Below are 17,121 nucleotides of genomic sequence, written 5' to 3'. Positions count from 1 at the left end.
GCCCGATAAGGAGAACAATAAATGGCAACTCACGAACACTATTACGTTCCGGCCCAGAGCAAGTGGCCGATCATCGCCACGGTCGGGATGTTCGTCACGGTGTATGGCCTGGCGACCTGGTTCAACGACCTGAAGGCCGCCCGACCGGAATCCCACGGCCCGCTGATCTTCTTCGTCGGCGGCCTGCTGGTGGCCTACATGCTGTTCGGCTGGTTCGGCGCGGTGGTCAAGGAAAGCCGCGCCGGGCTGTACAGCCCGCAGCTCGACCGCTCGTTTCGCTGGGGCATGAGCTGGTTCATCTTTTCCGAGGTGATGTTCTTCATCGCCTTCTTCGGTGCGCTGTTCTACGTACGCCATGTGTCGGGACCGGCCCTAGGCGGCGAAGGCACCAAGGGTCTGGCCCATATGCTCTGGCCGAACTTCCAGTTCACCTGGCCCTTGCTGAACAACCCCGACCCGAAACTGTTCCCGGCGCCCAAGGAAGTCATCAGCCCCTGGGGCCTGCCGCTGCTCAACACCGTGCTGCTGGTCAGCTCCAGCGTCACGGTCACCATCGCCCACCATGCCTTGAAAAAAGGCCACCGTGGCGCGCTGAAGCTCTGGCTGGCGATCACCGTGCTACTGGGTTGCGCGTTCCTGAGCTTCCAGGCCGAAGAATACATCCACGCCTACAAGGAACTGGGCCTGACCCTGGGCTCCGGGGTCTACGGCGCGACGTTCTTCATGCTCACCGGTTTCCACGGCGCCCACGTCACCATCGGCACGATCATTCTGTTCGTCATGCTGATGCGGATCATGCGCGGACACTTCGACAACGAGCATCAGTTCGGCTTCGAGGCGGCGAGCTGGTACTGGCACTTCGTCGATGTGGTGTGGATCGGGTTGTTCATCTTCGTCTACGTGCTCTAGCGCTTTTTACCAAGGCGCGTGGGACACCAACTGGCCGCTGAAGAAGCCCCAGGCGATCAAGCCGACGGTGACAGCGGCCAGGCTGACCCGAATCGCCAGGGCGATCATCAGGCGATTGGAATCGCTTTCGTCCTTGACCAGAAAAAACAGGCCGCTGAACAGGCTGACAACCGTGGCGATCAGCATCAGGACGATGGCTGCTTTTAGCATCAGGGACACTCCGGGGGGACGCGATGCACGTGAGTATAGCTTTCCCGTTCGACGACTTTCGGGCGGCGCCATGAAAGGCTTCCGGCCGGGCCTCGTACCGACACTGGTGGTGGCCATTCTGGTGCCGGTGATGGTGTGCCTGGGCTTCTGGCAATTGAGCCGGGGCGAACAGAAGCGCGTGCTCATGGCGAACTACGCCGAGCGTCGCGTGGCGCCGCCAATGGACAGCGCCGAGCTGCAACAGACGGCGGATCCAGCCTTTCGGCCGGTGCAGCTCAGCGGTCAGTTCGACGCCGAGCACAGCATCCTGCTGGATAACCGCCAGCACGACGGCAAGGTCGGCGTCGAGTTGCTGCAACCCTTTCTCGACCACCGCACCGGGCTGTGGCTGCTGGTCAATCGTGGGTGGCTGCCCTGGCCTGACCGCCGCACCCCGCCGGTCTTCGACACCCCCGAACAGCCTTTGAGCCTGGAGGCCTGGGTCTATGTCGCGCCCGGCACCACGTTCCAGCTCCACGCCGACCCCACCGGCGCACCTTGGCCACGCCTGGTCACCGCCATCGAGCCGGACAAGCTCTGGGCCGAGCTGGGCCGCCACGGTTTCGCCTATGAATTGCGCCAACAAAACGGCCCCGGCGCCTACCGGACCGATTGGCCGGTGGTGAGCATGGGCCCGGAAAAACACCTCGGTTATGCCGTGCAGTGGTTCGCCATGGCGGCGGCACTGTTCGGCCTTTTTCTTTATCTCGGATGGCATAACGCAGGGAGACACCATGGGAACCGCCATGAATCCAACCAACACGTCTGAGGCACCCTCCGCGCGCGACCGTCGCAAGGGACGCCTGCAACTGCTGCTGATCGTGTTCGGCGTCATCGGCCCGATGATCCTGGCCACCGGCATGTACAAATTCCAGTTCTGGGTCCCGGACAGCCGCAGCTATCACGGCGAACTGATCGGCACCGGCCAGACCCGCGCCGAGATCGGCGTACAGGCCGATGAGCAACGCTGGCAGATCCTCGTCACGGCGCCGAAGGAATGCTCGGTGGACTGCCGGCAACTGGTGTACCTGGCCCGGCAGGTGCAGATCGGCCTCGGTCGCGACGCGTCCCGCGCCAGCCATGCCCTGGCTATCGCCCAACCGCTGGATGCCGAATATGACGCCCAGCTGCAGCGCGAATACCCACAACTGCAACGTTACCCGCTGGACCTGCCGGTCTATCAGAAAGACGTCCAGAACACCGACGGCGCCCAGCTGTGGATCATCGATCCCCACAGCAACCTGGTGCTGCGCTATGACGCCCGGGTCAAAGGCAAGGACCTGCTCAACGACCTGCGGCACCTGCTGAAACTGTCGAACATCGGATGAGGGCATCGACATGGCCAAACCAGGATTTCGCCTTGCGCTGTTTGCCACCCTGCTGGCACTGATCGTCGTATTGCTGGGCGCCTACACCCGCCTGACCCACGCCGGCCTCGGCTGCCCGGACTGGCCCGGTTGCTACGGATTCATCAGCGTGCCCAAGAGCGAAGCCCAACTGGCCCATGCCGAACTGCATTTTCCCGATACCCCGGTGGAAGCCCACAAGGGCTGGAACGAGATGGTCCATCGCTACTTCGCCGGGACCCTGGGCTTGATGATCGTAGCGTTGGCGGCACGGTCCTGGATGAACCGCCACCGCCCGGGCCAGCCCTTGAAGTTGCCGTTGTTCCTGCTGGCGGTGGTTTTCGCGCAAGCGGCATTCGGCATGTGGACCGTAACCCTGAAGTTATGGCCGCAGGTGGTGACCGGACATTTGCTGGGCGGCTTCGCGACGTTGAGCCTGCTGTTCCTGCTCACCTTGCGATTGTCCGGCGTACTGCCGGCGCTGACCGTGCCCAAGCGCCTGCAACACTGGGCCACGGCCGGGCTGCTGCTGGTGATCGGGCAGATCGCCCTCGGTGGCTGGGTCAGCTCCAATTACGCCGCGGTGGCCTGCATCGACTTCCCCACCTGCCACGGCCAATGGCTGCCGCCGGCGGACTTCGCCAATGGCTTCCACCTGACCCAACACATCGGCCCGAACTACCTGGGCGGCCAGCTAGACAGCGACGCCCGCACCGCCATCCACCTGACCCACCGAATCGGCGCATTGTTGGTGACGGTGGTGCTGCTGGGCCTGGCCTGGCAATTGAAAGCGGTGGGCATGACCCGCTTGGCGGGCCTGGTGCTGGCTGCATTGGCGGCGCAAATCACCCTGGGCATCAGCAACGTGCTGTTCCACCTGCCGCTGCCGGTGGCCGTCGCTCACAACGCCGGGGGCGCGGCGCTGCTGCTGACCCTGGTGCTGGTCAATTATCACGCCCGCACCAGCCTGGTCCGGGTCAAGCATCAAGTCCCGCTGCGCTGGCGGTTCAACCCGCATAAACACGGCACCAGCCCCATCACAATAAAAGGAGAGATGCCATGGCAACCCTGACCGGTGCACGCCGCAGCCAGGCGATCTGGCGCGACTATCTGGAGCTGACCAAGCCGAAAGTGGTGGTGCTGATGCTGATCACCTCACTGGTCGGCATGTTCCTCGCCACCCGCGCCGGCGTGCCGTGGACGGTGCTGGTGTTCGGCAACCTGGGGATCGCCCTGTGTGCCGGTGGCGCGGCGGCGGTCAACCACGTGGTGGACCGACGCATCGACGCAGTAATGGCCCGCACCCACAAACGGCCCTTGGCCGAAGGCCGGGTTTCGCCGGCCGCCGCACTGACCTTCGCCCTGGCCCTGGCGGTGATCGGCCAGGCCCTGCTGCTGGCCTTCACCAACCCGCTGACGGCCTGGCTGACCTTGGCCTCCTTGCTGGGCTATGCAGTGGTCTACACCGGTTTCCTCAAGCGCGCGACGCCGCAGAACATCGTCATCGGCGGCCTGGCCGGCGCTGCGCCGCCGTTGCTGGGTTGGGTCGCCGCCACCGGCCATGTCAGCGCCGAACCGCTGTTGCTGGTGCTGATCATCTTCGCCTGGACCCCGCCGCACTTCTGGGCCCTGGCGATCCATCGCAAGGAGGAATACGCCAAGGCCGACATCCCGATGCTGCCGGTCACCCACGGTGAGCACTACACCAAAATCCACATCCTGCTCTACACCCTGGTGCTGCTGGCGGTGAGCCTGATGCCGTTCGTGATCCAGATGAGCGGGCTGCTCTACCTGGTGTGTGCGCTGGTGCTGGGCGCGCGGTTCCTGCAATGGGCCGTGGTGTTGTACCGTGGCAGTCGGCCGCACGCGGCGATCAACACGTTCAAGTACTCTATCTACTACTTGTTCCTGCTGTTCATCGCCCTGCTTGTAGATCATTACTTACTGTTGAGCCTATGACCCGAACCCAGAAAACCGTCTTCATCCTCGTGGCCGTGATCGCGCTGATTCTCGGCCTCACCGTCAACAAAGTGCTGTCCGGCAAGGGTGAAGGCGACCCGACGGCGCTGATCGACGCCGGCATCATCCTGCTGCCCCAGGCGCGCACCCTGCCGGAAGTGAAAATGACCGACCAGGACGGCCAGCCCGTGGCCGTGGACGGCTTGAAAGGCAAATGGAGCCTGCTGTTCTTCGGCTACACCTTCTGCCCGGACATCTGCCCGACCACCCTCGCCCAACTACGCCAGATCAAAAGCGAGTTGCCGAAAGAGGCTGTGGATAAGTTGCAGATCGTACTGGTCAGCGTCGACCCGAACCGCGACACGCCCAAGCAGCTCAAGCAATACCTGGGCTACTTCGACCCACAGTTCATAGGCCTCACCGCCGCATCCATCGAAGACCTGCAGAAACTCGCCAACGCCGTGAGCATCCCGTTCATCCCGGCGGACACCAGCAAACCCAACTACACCGTCGACCACAGCGGCAACCTCGCCGTCATCGGCCCGGACGGCCACCAACGTGGGTTCATCCGCGCGCCGTTGAATAATCAGAAACTGGTGGCGCAGTTGCCAGAGATGCTCAAGCGCAAATAGCCCCTCCAGGGGCACGCCGCTCAGCTCAGCCATGCCGATTCCTTGTGGCGAGGGGATTTATCCCCGCTGGGCTGCGCAGCAGCCCCCCAAAAGGCTGAATGCGATCTACATGGCACAACGCGGTGGCTGGGTTCAGGGCGAGAGGCCTCCAGCCCCGCTCCCACACCGGGTGGTGGTGAACACAGTATCTGCAACAGCCCGCAATCCCTGTGGGAGCGAGCCTGCTCGCGATGAAATCGACGCGGTTCCAGACCCAAACAAATCTCCCGCATCGCCGGTAAACCCTGCTCCTACAGACCCTGACTACACTCCTCCACCAAGCCACGCATCCTTGCGCCTTTGCCTACAACTACGCCAGAATCCGCCCGCTTGTGCGCCTTGTTCCGGGGTTCTATCGTTTCCCTGCCACTGCTCATCAGTGGTCGGGTTTAGTAGCCCGGTTCACATCTTCGGTTGCACAAGTCTCATCAGCAGGCATTGCCTGTTCTTGATGGTGGCTGTGCGCATGGCGCCTTCGGGCGCGCCGGGTTTGGTGTGATCACCGGTCTACTAACTTGCGCACAGCCGCCTCCATCCGTTTAGTAGCGAAATGGTGCGGCCCCATTAGAGGATCACACCAATGTTCAAAGTAACTCCAAACCCACCAGAAACAGGCCCCACCACACAGTCCGCAAAAGCCAAGGCCAGGAAGCAAGAAGAAACCACCAAACGCGTGCTGGACCACTACTTGCTGCCGAAGACAGATCAATCCAAAGACGAACCGATACCGGGGCAGGTTTTCACCGTTGTGAAAGGCCTCGATAACGAATGCATGCTCGCTAACCTCAGTGAAACGTTGGCTTCAGCCGATGCTATGGTTAGTGATCTGGCGTTTGACCTGGATGGCTCGCGGCGCCATTTGGCGCTGGGGATTCAGCAGTTGATTGAGCTGAGTTCGTTGTTGGCGAATCGGGTGTTGGAAAATGTGGAGCCGGGGCGGTAAGTAAAGGGTTTTCAATGAAAAAACCCGGCGTCCTGCGTCGGGTTTTTGTGCCTTATCCATAAATGCGGACGAATAACCTCTAAATATTTTCAGCACTCTTTCTGCAAAAAAATTTTCTACCTGCCCGATAGATCACAAACGGCCAAAGGCAGACACTCAAAGTCTCTACTAAACTGGGGTCGGTTTAATCTGTTGCAAGCATCTGAAGTCCGCCAGGGTAGGAATGGATCAATGATCAATCAGATAGACATCGCAAACTTCGGAAGCTTTTCCGGGCTAGAGTGGAAGAAAGCCGTTAGAGACAGCGGAAAAAACGTTAAGACCTTCCAGCGTCTAAATATCCTCTACGGGCGCAACTACTCGGGCAAAACGACTCTTTCTCGTGTCTTTCGTGCCCTGGAGACGCATAGACTCCCCTTAAACTATACTGGCTCGTCCTTCACCGTTACGGGCGACAAGGGTGCAGTAACCTGCTCCGGCCTACTGACTCATAACTATGACGTAAGGGTCTACAACCGCGACTTTGTCACCGATAACCTCAGTTTCTTGGTCAATCAGGATGGCGGTGAGATCAAGACCTTCGCCATAGTCGGCGAGCAGAACAAGGAAATTGACGATGCCATTGCTTCCATCGAGGCTAGGCTGGGAAGCGTAGAGGCCAAGGCTGGCCTTCGCTTTGACCTGGAAGCCAAAAGAAAAGAGCGTGACCGCACCAAGACCGACCACAGTACTGCTTTCACTGCACTGGAAGGCAAGCTGCGTTCGCATGCGGCTGACAAGATCAAGAAAAATCTCCAGTACGGCGTTCCCGTGTACAACATCGACCACATCAGGCGCGACATCGCCGCCACTAAGAAGGCTGAGTTTGTCCCGCTGACGCTTCAGGAGCAGGCAGGCAAGATTTCACTGCTCAAGCAAGAGGCTTTGCCTGACATAACAGACACGCTTGCCATTGCCCTCCAGCTTGATTCCTTGAAAGGCCAAGCCGAGCCAATTCTTTCCAAAGTGATTACACCAACCAAGCCCATTCAAGAACTACTAAACGACGGCGTATTGCAACTGTGGGTCAAGCAAGGTATCGCTCACCACCGTGATAAACGCGACGTTTGTGCTTTCTGTCGGCAGAGCCTGCCTCACGATATTTGGCAGAGGCTGGACGAGCACTTCAGCAAGGAATCCGGTGATCTTGAAACCGATTTGGACAATGTCATAACCTCAGTCAACGACGAGATTGCGGCCGTCGCAAGGTTTAACTCGTTGAGAGGGGAGCAGTTTTACACGGAGGAACGTTCTAACTTTGACGCGAGCAGCAAGGCGCTTGCCGAGGCATTGGACATCTACAAAAAAGACATGGAAGCACTCAAGAAGTTATTAGAAACACGAAAAAACAATCTGTTCCAAGCTATAACACTTCTGCCGTCACTGTGCGACCCCAAAAAAATTCAGAAGCATGTGGACGCCATTAATACTTTGATTGCCAAAAACAATGGCAAGACAAAGACTTTGGAAAAGGATAAGACCGCTGCGAGAGACGCGCTTCGGTTGGCTGACGTGTCTGCGTTTGCGGACGCTATTACCTATGAAACTGAATCTACCCGCATAGCGACCCTCAAGATCAGCGCCGACACCGCAAGCGCGGCATATATGGACGTAGAAAAGGAAATTCGTGACGCCGAGGCAGAAGTCCAAGCCTTAAGAGCCAAGCAAAAGGATGAGCGTAAAGGGGCCGAGCGAGTCAACTCCCTGCTCAACAACTTCTTCGGTCATGACGGCCTCAAGCTTGAGCCTCGTGACAGTGCTGACAAGGCAACTGTCAAGTTCGAGATCACACGAGATGGCAAGGCCGCGTACAACCTAAGCGAAGGCGAATGCAGTTTGATTTCCTTCTGCTACTTCATTGCAAAACTGGAAGATCCTGAAAGTAAAGGTAAAGAACTTATAATCTACATTGATGACCCTATTTCAAGCTTGGACAGCAACCATATTTTTTTCATGTTCAGCCTAATTGAAAGTTTGATCGCCAAGCCAATAAAAAAAATCGATGGTTCAAACTGCTACCGATACAAGCAGCTTTTTATTTCAACCCACAATTTGGATTTTCTGAAATACCTAAAACGCCTATCCATACCAACGAAGAAAATATCTGCGGGGGCAGACAAGACCAAAACCGTTTACGACCATGAACACTTCATGATTGAGCGCAACGGGGCAGCAAGCAACATCTTTCTTATGCCCTCTTATCTAAAAGACTACATCACTGAATTTCACTACCTGTTCCATCAGATCTATAAATGCAAAAATCAGGATGCCGCACAAATTAGCCACGAACCATTCTTTGGCTTTGGCAACAACCTGCGAAAATTCCTTGAGGCGTTTCTTTTCTTTAAGTACCCCTATCATGACGATAGGAGCGACACTTTTGAACGGATAAAAAAATTTTTTGGAGAAGAGGAAGATACGGCCGTCGCTCTTGTTAATCGCCTTAACAATGAATTTTCTCACTTAGAAGCTGTACCAGATAGAAGCTTTAAACCCGTAGAAATCCCTGAGATTGCTAAAGTAGCGAACTATGTCTTGGATAAAATATATGCTTCTGACGCCGTTCAATATAATGCCCTATTGAAAAGCATTGGAGAACCCGAACGAGTGGCTTGAAGCCAAAGGAGGCGGCTTTATTTTCTGTCAAGTGTCGATGTCCTGGTTTGGAGGTTCGGGGACATGACGCGTCGCACCGCTGGCCTGAGGCGTCCCTGAATATTGATTAATCTCGGTGCATCAGAATGATCGTATTAGCTATTTCAGGGCTGCTTCGCACCCCAGCGGGGATAAATCCCCTCGCCACAGAGTTTTGTGTGTTGGCTGCTTGGCATTCAGGGCTGCGGGCCTTCTATGAGTGCTTCGCACTCAAGAGGGAGTTCAGGCAGCTTTTGTCCGTGGGTCTCATTGCCAGCTGCGTACCGGTCAATGTCGACCGGCACGAGAGTCAATTTTCCTGGCCTTGGTTTGGCTACTTAACTCAAAGAATCCGCAACCGAAGTATTTCCTCGCCCAATCAACCGCCCCAACACCCCACTCTCATCAAACAATGCCCCTTTCGCCGCCGCTTCAGAATCCGCCAGCAACGCCGCCAACCCTGCCGGCATAATGTGCATCTACGATCGTTCAGAATTATCTTTGCCATTGCGTCCGAAAACGCCCTTAAGCTTTTCAAATACGGCCCCGAGAGACTCAACCGACTGCAACATATAATTGAAGTCGTTTGTGGTTACTTCTTTGAAATCCGGCCACTTCTCCGGCTCGGCTAAAACCTTCAAAATATCATCTTTAGCCGCAGGAAGATCGTTCCCGGAAAACTGAACAACGGCACAATACGCCAACATATATCTATTATAAGAAGACCTAACCTTCATATACGAAAATGCAGAATCTCCATAGTGACGATATTGCTTTAAGTACCACGCGCCCAAAAACTCAACAATTAAGAACAGAAGCGAGCTCGACACCATGCCCGAGATTATTCCAGGATTAAATACAAAACTAACACTCCACAAATAAACCTGCCAAATCACAATAGACAATACATATAGCCAGATACCCCAGCGTACAAAGCGGCGCCCTATATCTAGCAGGGTTGACGCTTTTTGTTCTGCATAATCAATCTGATAATCCAAAGACTCGATAACAGCCCGCATTTGCTCCATAAAACTCAGACCTCCGGCGATCGTGCGCGAGCGTTCTTTACTTTTCCCGGAGCCTTCTACATCTTTAACGGATTCATTTATCGTGGCGAGCAGCGCATCAAATTGCGACGCTCTGTAGCGTGTTTTTTCATTTCTCGCTCGCTTATCCAGCTCTACAAAAGAGTTGTCGTCTTGCCCCCAACCGTCCGCCCATATTTTTGACATAACCATTACTACAAGAGATGTCACTATGGCTGGGGCAGTCCAACCAGAGAGAAGCAACTCCCCAAGCTTACTCTCCTGTAAAACTCGAGATAAAATCCCAACCGCCGCAATCATACCGGCTAAGATAGTAAAAGTTGCAATAAGCTTCTTAACAAGAATACTTCTCCTCTCCGCTTTATCGAGATTTTCCCTTCGCTGACTTAATTCAAGCTCGATTTCTAATTCGCGCTGCCGGTCACGGTGGTGCTGACGCTCTAATTCTTCTTCAAATTCGTTGGTTTGGTTCCGAGCTTCATCCATACGGCGCTGCATCGCATCTTCTTCCCAATGGTCATGTCCCATTACAGCCCTCAATTTACGAACAAAATCTGCATTTTCAAGCGCCACACTGTGGCGGCCCCGTTAGATCGTTCGCTGTTTCTGCCGTCTTTGAGCTGACGGAGCTCAGGATGTTGGCGAATGACCTCGTGCGAATGATATCAAATAGATGCTAGTCAATCAGTCCTGCTGTTAATGATCGATTTTAGCGATACACGCCTCTGCTGCGCCTTGCAACGTTGTCTTACTCACAGAAAACGACTCACAGAAAAACGCTGAAAGCCATCGTGGTCCGTTTTCGGTGTGGACCAAAAGGGACAGAATAATTTGCAGATAGTAAGTCGGCCCTTTTTCTGGTATCGCCGTAGACGGATCGAGGTCTCGAAGCGAGCGTAAGGAATCAGCTCTTTACTGGACGGACGTCACGGTAGAAAAGGGGTAATAGCCTTGCTGTATCCATTACGCACTCCGGAAGAAAAAAAGCCACCGCATTCAGATTTACGTGCACACCCATCACACTCTGGCACGTACTCGTTCTTCCAATCGCTAATGGACTTTCGGTAGTACGGAAGCACATCGTCGTTCACCAAGCACAACTGGTGGTTGTAGACAGACACGTTCATTCGATAAGCAGCCAAGATGCCTACAGCTTCGCTCAGAACGTCTCGGTAGTCTGCGGGGTCGATCCACAAGGCTTCCAGATTGGCCCGCGTGAAGCCGATCATTTCCAATCCCATCAGCGTCACGTGATCAACGAAGAGTAGATTTCGTGCGATGTACTCGCACAGTTGCGGCAGACGGCTGATCGACTGCTTGTGCAGGACGATCCGGATTTCAACCTTCTGGTTCAGGCGCTTGAGGTTGAGAATCCCCTGGACCGTTTCGTGAAATGCTCCAGGCGCCTGCACGATGTAGTCATGCAAGTCTGGATCATCAGAGTAAAGCGGGATCCCGACCATGATGTCAGGATGGTCGACCTCTGCATACTGGCGAGCAAAAGACTCATCGGCGAACGTGCGACCGTTTGAGAGTACGTGTACGACAGTTCTGGGGAGGTAGGACTTCATCATCCGCATGAGATTGATGAATCGAGCCCCGGCCAGCGTTGGTTCTCCACCTGAGAACCCTACCTCGGGTGTTTCCCTGGGGATCAGGGGAATCAGTGCTTCGAGCTCATCGAGGATCCAGCTGTCGTCAACGTTCTTGGGTGGCTGGGAACACATGAGGCAATAGTGGTTGCACTGCTCGGTCACCAACAACGAGTTATGTCCAGAATTAGCCCTAAACAGCACCCGAATCGCCTGACCGTCCAGGCGAATGATGTCCCCATGCCCCAGGTAATGATAGTCGTTAGGCAGTAAGGTAAAAGAGCTCTTCCCTTCCAGCTCTTGCACGCGCGATTCAAGACCTTCGGGAATCAAATAATGCAAGTAGCCTTCAGGCAATTCCTGTTCAGAAACCAAAAAGGCTTGCGTCGCCCGCAGCACCATTGGGATCGCCGGATTGGTGCTGACCTGCAGTAGCAATGGACGATCCTGGACTTCGACCAGTTGGATTCGCCCGACTTTCCCAGCGAGTTTCAGCATGCGTTGGCCCATTGCATGAAGAGGCGGCGAGTAGAGGCGTCTGAGTTCATCAGGCCGATAAGGTGTTTGAAGATTGACATGTTCCGCTTGCAGAACGAGGACTCAGCCTTTCTGCCTAGAACGTCCTTGAATATGGCGTGATGGAACACTGGTTCGGCGCCGCAGTAGGGTTCAAAAGCGCAGTCGGAACACATTGGCGCGCTCAGAGTGAACGACTGTTCCAAGGCATCAAGCAGTACATCGGAAAGAATGATGTCTTCGTAGCTGTCAGTCAGGATATCGCCCAATCGGAACGTCTGATCCCCCATCTCTGCAAGCATTCGACTCTCGTCAGAGGCATAGACTGAACCGTCATAGTTGAAGACGATCGCGGCGATACCGGCGCCTGCGGGATTCATCAGGTCGACGTAACCCGGGTCATTGCTGGTAAGCATCTTCTTGAGAATCAGGGATGCATAGTGCTCAACGAAAGGGACGCCAGCCTTGTTCAGTTCAAGGATATAGGCGAGGCCTTCCTTGTAGAACTCCAGCCAGCGCTCCGTATCGTAGGTCATGAATTTGCGTGTTTTTATGGCGAAGCCATATGGAGAAAGCGCCCGCAGGAATATACCGTTGAAACCCAGTCGAACGTACTCGTCGATGATCTCTCTAACACGAGGCAGGCTCTTGTCAGTGGTTGTCATCAGAGCGCTAACTCTGTCCACGCCCAGGACATTGCGAGCCTTGGCCAAGCCTGCTTCGAAACGTTCGAAACTATCACGACCGACACGAGGCCGATTTGCATTGTGCAGGTCTGCTGGGCCATCGAGTGACGTCGAAAGGATAATGTCGTGCTCGTGGCAGAACGCGAGGACATCGTCGGTGAGCAGCGACAACGTGGTAGCAATGACAAACTCAAGATCACGCTTTTCCTCCAAGTTTCGTCGCTTTGCAGCCTCTACTACGTAGCGCACCATTTCGAAATTCAAAAGTGGTTCGCCGCCCTGGAACTCGATCTTGATCGCAGGATTGGGAGATCGAAAGACGAAATCCAAAGCCTTGTCCGCCATATCGGGCGTCATGTCGAAGGAAGTTTCGCCATCCATTTGCCGCGAAACCTGACAATAGGGGCAGCTATGGTCACAGCGCAGCGTCACCACAAAGATGTGCAGACTAGTGAACCCTGTCAGACGCGAGAGTCTCGTACGCAGTTTCAATGCGAGCAGATCGAGGGGAGCCTGCTCATCGGCATAGCGGATGAAATGCTTGGCGCGCAGCGATGCGAAAAGCGGATGCTCCGTTGCAAGATCTTTGGCGAGGAGGACGTGCAACTCTGGCTTTGCCACCTCTAGGTACTCGCCGGTCATGTTGGTAATGACGTAGTTATCACCTTCAAGACGGTCGAACTTGAACGGCAGCAGTTCGTATTTGGCGCTCCGGGTATAGGCATCCAGCCCCTGAAATTTACTCACTTTGGTTCAGCCTGGCGTTGGAGAAAGCCAGCCCTATTATGAGGTTGCGAATAGGGGCGGTTTCAGCCTGAAGCTGGGCACGCAACTGATAGTCGAGCACGTCCTTTCGGAACTCTTCAACGGCACGCTCAAAGGCTTCCTGCTCAGCTGTGATATTGCCAACCAGCGTGCAGAGAATGTTATCGCCGTCGACTTTCAGGTCGAGTGTGAAGGCGTGCATAGCACGGTATGCCGCCTTCTGGATTGCTTCGGCTCCGTACAGCTGACCATCGAAGGTCAGCTCCGCGAGGCCAGCCATCAGCGGCTCGAATAATGCGAGCTGTGAGAACTGTGGGACGCGTGTGAGCTATGCGAATAGTGGGCAGCGACCATCTGGCCGTCTTCACCACGCTTTAGGATAAAACTGAAGAGGTTATCGCCTTGGCGACCGGTGACCATCTGCTCGCCAACATTGACGATTGGCAGTGCCGCGACTTGGTTCTCAAGGGCGGTGCTTTCATCTGCTTTATCGGTGCTGGTCATCGCAACGGAGGCCGATGCTTGGTTGGCGGTTACGGCGGCAGTCAGAGTGGCAAGGGGCAGCAGAAAATCACGCTTTTTCATTTCAACATCCCTGTGAATGGTGTGGTTATGCCAGCACTATATAGGTGTTCCCTCATGGGGCAAAGTGCCATTAATCGACTACTACGAACTTTAGCTGATGAAACGCCACCCGTGGAGTTCTGGATATCAATCAGCCTGGCCCGCTGCAAATGCTCAAAAGCGGGGTAATGGCTCTATGCCGCTATGCGCGATAACCTATGCATATTGCCAAGTACAAAAGGGATGGAGGAATGACGGATAAGCGAAAGCTGAGGTTGGCAGATCTTGTTACGAAAACGGAGGTAAATACCAGCATCGGGCCAATTTATGTCCGGAACTTCACTGTGGGTGACATGGTAGGCATAGCCACGGAACCGACTTGGGTTGATGACCTGAGTGCTGCGGGGCATAACGTCTTGGGCAGAATACTGTCGAGGGACAGCGAAGATTACGACGCACCGTCCATTCAGCCAGAAGAATTGGAGCGACTCACTCCGGTAGACATCGCTTCCTTGCTTCCTGTCGCATATAGGCATTGCGGTGCGGAATCTCTAGATGGCTCCGAGTCTGTTGCCGGCCTTGGTCAGGTTGTCAAAATGCAGGTGGAGCACATTACGAATTCCAGAAAGGAAATGCTTGAACGATTTCGGACTGTTGTGGCCCCAGATACGGTTACCCGGTTCAAGAGCAGCTTGGACGGCCTGCGATCGTTAACCGAACGTGTTCGTGATCTGTCAAGACCGGTTACTTCTATCCAATCAGAATGCGTAGAGCCGCTTCATGGCAATCTTTCAGCGAAGGTCCTGCAAGGACAGAACGACGCTCCGACGCTTGAAAGTATAGTGTTGCCAGCGGAGCGATCAGCCAAGGCGGCAGAAGAATCACTAAGAACATTGGCTGTGATGTCGAGCGAGTTACTTCGTATGGCTGCGGCAATTGGCGACGCAACTACGTCTGTGATGCAAGCCGTGCCTGAATTTATGTTGCATCTGGAAGACAACAAAAAATCTGCTTCGACTACGGTGAAGCTCACCATCGGAGGTCTGGTGTTCTCTGCGTTAGTTTCGTTGTTCCTAACCGGTTGGCAGGTATTTTTGGCGACGGAGGCTGGTAAGTCTTCGGACAAGCAGTCCGCTGCTTTGCTTGTAGCGCTTCAGACGCAGCTTGAAGAGTCACGCCAGGCACAAACGGAACTGACGCAGCAGCTTCAGGACGCTCAGAAGCACAGCGAAGATCTCAACGCACGACTGATCATCGCGCTGGAGAAAATGCCCCCTCCTGTTGTTAAGGTTGTTCAGCAGCCGGTCCCCGTTACAGCTCCTAAACCCAAGAATTTTCAATCAAAGGCAGCCCCTTGACCACGCGCTTCTTTCGAATCGACATTTCCATTCTTTTTCCACCAGTACAAACGTCAAGTGTTGCAAGCACAACAACCATTCAGCCCAAGGACCGCGCTCCCAGCTTCACGTGCCGGTTGATGTCGACCGGCACGCAAGTTCATTTTCCGGACCTTGATTGACTGCTTAACCCAAAGACTCCGCAACCGGCGTAGTCCCCCGCCCAATCAACCGCCCCAGCACCCCGCTCTCATCAAACAACGCCCCTTTCGCCGCCGCCGCATCAGAATCCGCCAGCAACTCCGCCAACCCCGCCGGCAACCCCACGCTGATCAACACCGCCTCAAACTCAGCCTGCGGCAGGTTCTGATAAACCACTGGCTTTCCGGTTTTCTGGCTGATCAACACAGCCAGTTCGGTCAAGGTGTAGCTGCTATCCCCCGCCAGTTCATAGACCTTGCCCGCCTGCCCTTCAGTGGTCAGCACCACCGCTGCGGCTTGGGCGTAGTCGGCACGGGGCGCGGAGCTGATGCGGCCTTCGCCGGCGCTGCCGAGCAGGACGCCGTGTTCCACGGCGCTCGGTACGTTCGCCAGGTAGTTTTCGGTGTACCAGCCGTTGCGCAGCAAGACGTGTGGCACACCGGACGCTTTCAAGGCGTCTTCGGTATCGCAATGTTCAGCGGCCAAGCCCAACGTGGAGGTATCGGCGTGCAGGACGCTGGTGTAGGCGAGGAGTGCGATACCAGCGGCCTTGGCGGCTTCGATCACGGCGCGGTGTTGGGCAGCCCGGCTGCCCACTTCACTGGAGGAAATCAACAGCAGTTTTTCGACGCCTTTCAGCGCGGCAGTCAATGTGGCCGGTTGGTTGTAGTCGGCTGTGCGTACCACCACGCCCCGTGCGGCCAGGTCCTGGACTTTGCCGGGGTCTCTGACCAGGGCGACGATTTGCTCGGCGGGCACGCGTTCAAGCAGGGACTGGATAACGAGACGGCCCAGTTGGCCGGAGGCTCCGGTGATGGCGATCATGACAAATACCTTGATGGGGAAAGGAAGAATGGTCACCCTAGCGGCCAAGGTAACTTTTTGTAAGTACGTACATAAAGGTAAGTATCGTGGACACACCTACCGGAAATTCCGAGCCGTTCAGCGCCGCTGTTCGACGCGGCGATGTACTGAGCGCCGACTGCCCTTCGCGGGAAGTCCTCAAGCACATGACCAGCCGCTGGGGCGTGCTGGTGCTGGTCATGCTGCTGGGCGGAATGCACCGCTTCAGCGAGCTGCGCCGCAAGATTGGCGGGGTCAGTGAGAAGATGCTGTCGCAAACGTTGCAGGAGCTTGAAGCGGATGGGTTGGTCAATCGCAAGTCGCTGCCGGTGGTGCCGCCGCATGTGGAGTACCGCTTGACGCCGTTGGGTCGGGAGGCGGCGGAGCATCTTGAGGTGATGGTGAATTGGATTGAGGAGAAGATTCCGCAGATTATGTCGGTGCGGCGGAGTCGGTCGGAGGGCGAGGCGCGGGGGTAATTGGGGCTGCTCGGCGGAAAGAGACAGGTCTATATTCAAGGGGGCCCCCTTCAATAACATTCGCGTGGATGCTTGCTCCTGCTTCGCCACCTTCTATGAGCCAAGCCAGGATCTGACCACCGCACCTCCAAGCCACATATCCTTGCGCCTTTGCCTACAACCGCACCAGAATCCGCCGGCTTTTCAGCCCTGCCCTCGAGCTCTATCGTTTCCTCACCACTGGCCGAGCCGGTATCGATGACACTCCGGCATGCTAGCTCCCCGGGAAAGTCATAGGCCCGACCGCATCAAGCTTTCGGCAGCTAGCTTTGGTGGCTCATGTTCACCGGTACACACCGTCTA

At 55.8% G+C, this 17,121-nt stretch carries 17 protein-coding genes; 10 read left to right on the top strand and 7 right to left on the bottom strand.

Features of this window, described 5'->3' with window-relative positions; genetic code table 11:
• The first annotated feature begins 21 nt into the window (after positions 1–21).
• Positions 22–909, top strand: coding sequence for a cytochrome c oxidase subunit 3 (locus tag FGE05_RS03530; RefSeq protein WP_024778456.1), 888 nt, complete (start codon positions 22–24; stop codon positions 907–909).
• Between the two features lie 6 nt (positions 910–915).
• On the opposite strand, the gene FGE05_RS03525 is transcribed toward FGE05_RS03530, so the two are convergent.
• The gene (locus FGE05_RS03525; RefSeq protein WP_024778455.1) at positions 916–1,119 is read right to left on the bottom strand and encodes a twin transmembrane helix small protein; all 204 of its coding nucleotides are present in this window, start codon (positions 1,117–1,119) and stop codon (positions 916–918) included.
• A gap of 70 nt (positions 1,120–1,189) precedes the next feature.
• Between FGE05_RS03525 and FGE05_RS03520 the strand changes: the two genes are divergently transcribed.
• The 7 genes from FGE05_RS03520 to FGE05_RS03490 all read left to right on the top strand — a co-directional run bounded on the left by FGE05_RS03520 (position 1,190) and on the right by FGE05_RS03490 (position 8,732).
• Positions 1,190–1,927 (top strand): SURF1 family protein, encoded by a 738-nt coding sequence (locus FGE05_RS03520; RefSeq protein ID WP_139641568.1) that lies wholly within the window; start codon positions 1,190–1,192, stop codon positions 1,925–1,927.
• The gene (locus FGE05_RS03515; RefSeq protein WP_024778453.1) at positions 1,893–2,486 is read left to right on the top strand and encodes a hypothetical protein; all 594 of its coding nucleotides are present in this window, start codon (positions 1,893–1,895) and stop codon (positions 2,484–2,486) included. Before FGE05_RS03520 ends, FGE05_RS03515 begins: the two co-directional genes overlap by 35 nt.
• Positions 2,487–2,496: 10 nt before the next feature.
• Positions 2,497–3,576, top strand: a complete 1,080-nt coding sequence (locus FGE05_RS03510; protein ID WP_139641565.1) for a heme A synthase — start codon at positions 2,497–2,499, stop codon at positions 3,574–3,576.
• Entirely contained in the window at positions 3,564–4,463 is a 900-nt protein-coding gene (cyoE, locus tag FGE05_RS03505; protein ID WP_139641563.1) for a heme o synthase, read from the top strand. The genes FGE05_RS03510 and cyoE overlap by 13 nt, the downstream gene beginning before the upstream one ends.
• Positions 4,460–5,095: an SCO family protein gene (locus FGE05_RS03500; RefSeq protein WP_139641561.1), complete on the top strand. Its 636-nt coding sequence runs from the start codon at positions 4,460–4,462 to the stop codon at positions 5,093–5,095. The genes cyoE and FGE05_RS03500 overlap by 4 nt, the downstream gene beginning before the upstream one ends.
• Before the next feature lie 619 nt (positions 5,096–5,714).
• A complete protein-coding gene (locus tag FGE05_RS03495; RefSeq protein WP_139641559.1) occupies positions 5,715–6,077 on the top strand; it encodes a DUF6124 family protein in 363 nt (120 codons plus the stop codon).
• 231 nt (positions 6,078–6,308) lie between these two features.
• Positions 6,309–8,732, top strand: coding sequence for an AAA family ATPase (locus FGE05_RS03490; protein WP_139641557.1), 2,424 nt, complete (start codon positions 6,309–6,311; stop codon positions 8,730–8,732).
• 497 nt (positions 8,733–9,229) lie between these two features.
• Here FGE05_RS03490 and FGE05_RS03485 read toward each other — a convergent pair whose 3' ends face one another.
• The 5 genes from FGE05_RS03485 to hxsA2 all read right to left on the bottom strand — a co-directional run bounded on the left by FGE05_RS03485 (position 9,230) and on the right by hxsA2 (position 13,940).
• Positions 9,230–10,369, bottom strand: coding sequence for a hypothetical protein (locus FGE05_RS03485; RefSeq protein WP_139641555.1), 1,140 nt, complete (start codon positions 10,367–10,369; stop codon positions 9,230–9,232).
• A 353-nt stretch (positions 10,370–10,722) separates the two neighbouring features.
• Complete coding sequence (gene hxsC / locus FGE05_RS03480) at positions 10,723–11,886, bottom strand: His-Xaa-Ser system radical SAM maturase HxsC (protein WP_139641553.1); 1,164 nt, start codon at positions 11,884–11,886, stop codon at positions 10,723–10,725.
• Positions 11,880–13,337, bottom strand: a complete 1,458-nt coding sequence (gene hxsB / locus FGE05_RS03475) for a His-Xaa-Ser system radical SAM maturase HxsB (protein ID WP_139641551.1) — start codon at positions 13,335–13,337, stop codon at positions 11,880–11,882. The genes hxsC and hxsB overlap by 7 nt, the downstream gene beginning before the upstream one ends.
• On the bottom strand, positions 13,330–13,635 hold the full coding sequence (gene hxsD, locus FGE05_RS03470) for a His-Xaa-Ser system protein HxsD (protein ID WP_139641549.1): 306 nt from the start codon (positions 13,633–13,635) through the stop codon (positions 13,330–13,332). Before hxsD ends, hxsB begins: the two co-directional genes overlap by 8 nt.
• Positions 13,635–13,940 (bottom strand): His-Xaa-Ser repeat protein HxsA2, encoded by a 306-nt coding sequence (hxsA2, locus tag FGE05_RS03465; RefSeq protein WP_139641547.1) that lies wholly within the window; start codon positions 13,938–13,940, stop codon positions 13,635–13,637. The genes hxsD and hxsA2 overlap by 1 nt, the downstream gene beginning before the upstream one ends.
• Before the next feature lie 197 nt (positions 13,941–14,137).
• Between hxsA2 and FGE05_RS03460 the strand changes: the two genes are divergently transcribed.
• The gene (locus FGE05_RS03460; RefSeq protein ID WP_139641545.1) at positions 14,138–15,277 is read left to right on the top strand and encodes a hypothetical protein; all 1,140 of its coding nucleotides are present in this window, start codon (positions 14,138–14,140) and stop codon (positions 15,275–15,277) included.
• Positions 15,278–15,442: 165 nt separating this feature from the next.
• Here the strand turns inward: FGE05_RS03460 and FGE05_RS03455 are convergent, their stop codons facing one another.
• Positions 15,443–16,282, bottom strand: a complete 840-nt coding sequence (locus FGE05_RS03455) for an SDR family oxidoreductase (protein WP_139641543.1) — start codon at positions 16,280–16,282, stop codon at positions 15,443–15,445.
• A gap of 86 nt (positions 16,283–16,368) precedes the next feature.
• On the opposite strand from FGE05_RS03455, the gene FGE05_RS03450 reads away from it, so the two are divergent.
• Positions 16,369–16,779 (top strand): helix-turn-helix domain-containing protein, encoded by a 411-nt coding sequence (locus tag FGE05_RS03450; protein ID WP_257225571.1) that lies wholly within the window; start codon positions 16,369–16,371, stop codon positions 16,777–16,779.
• Positions 16,780–17,121: the final 342 nt, after the last annotated feature.

The organism is Pseudomonas sp. ICMP22404 (assembly GCF_006227205.1).
Taxonomy (GTDB): Bacteria; Pseudomonadota; Gammaproteobacteria; order Pseudomonadales; family Pseudomonadaceae; genus Aquipseudomonas.
This window is presented reverse-complemented; position numbering and strand designations above follow the sequence as displayed.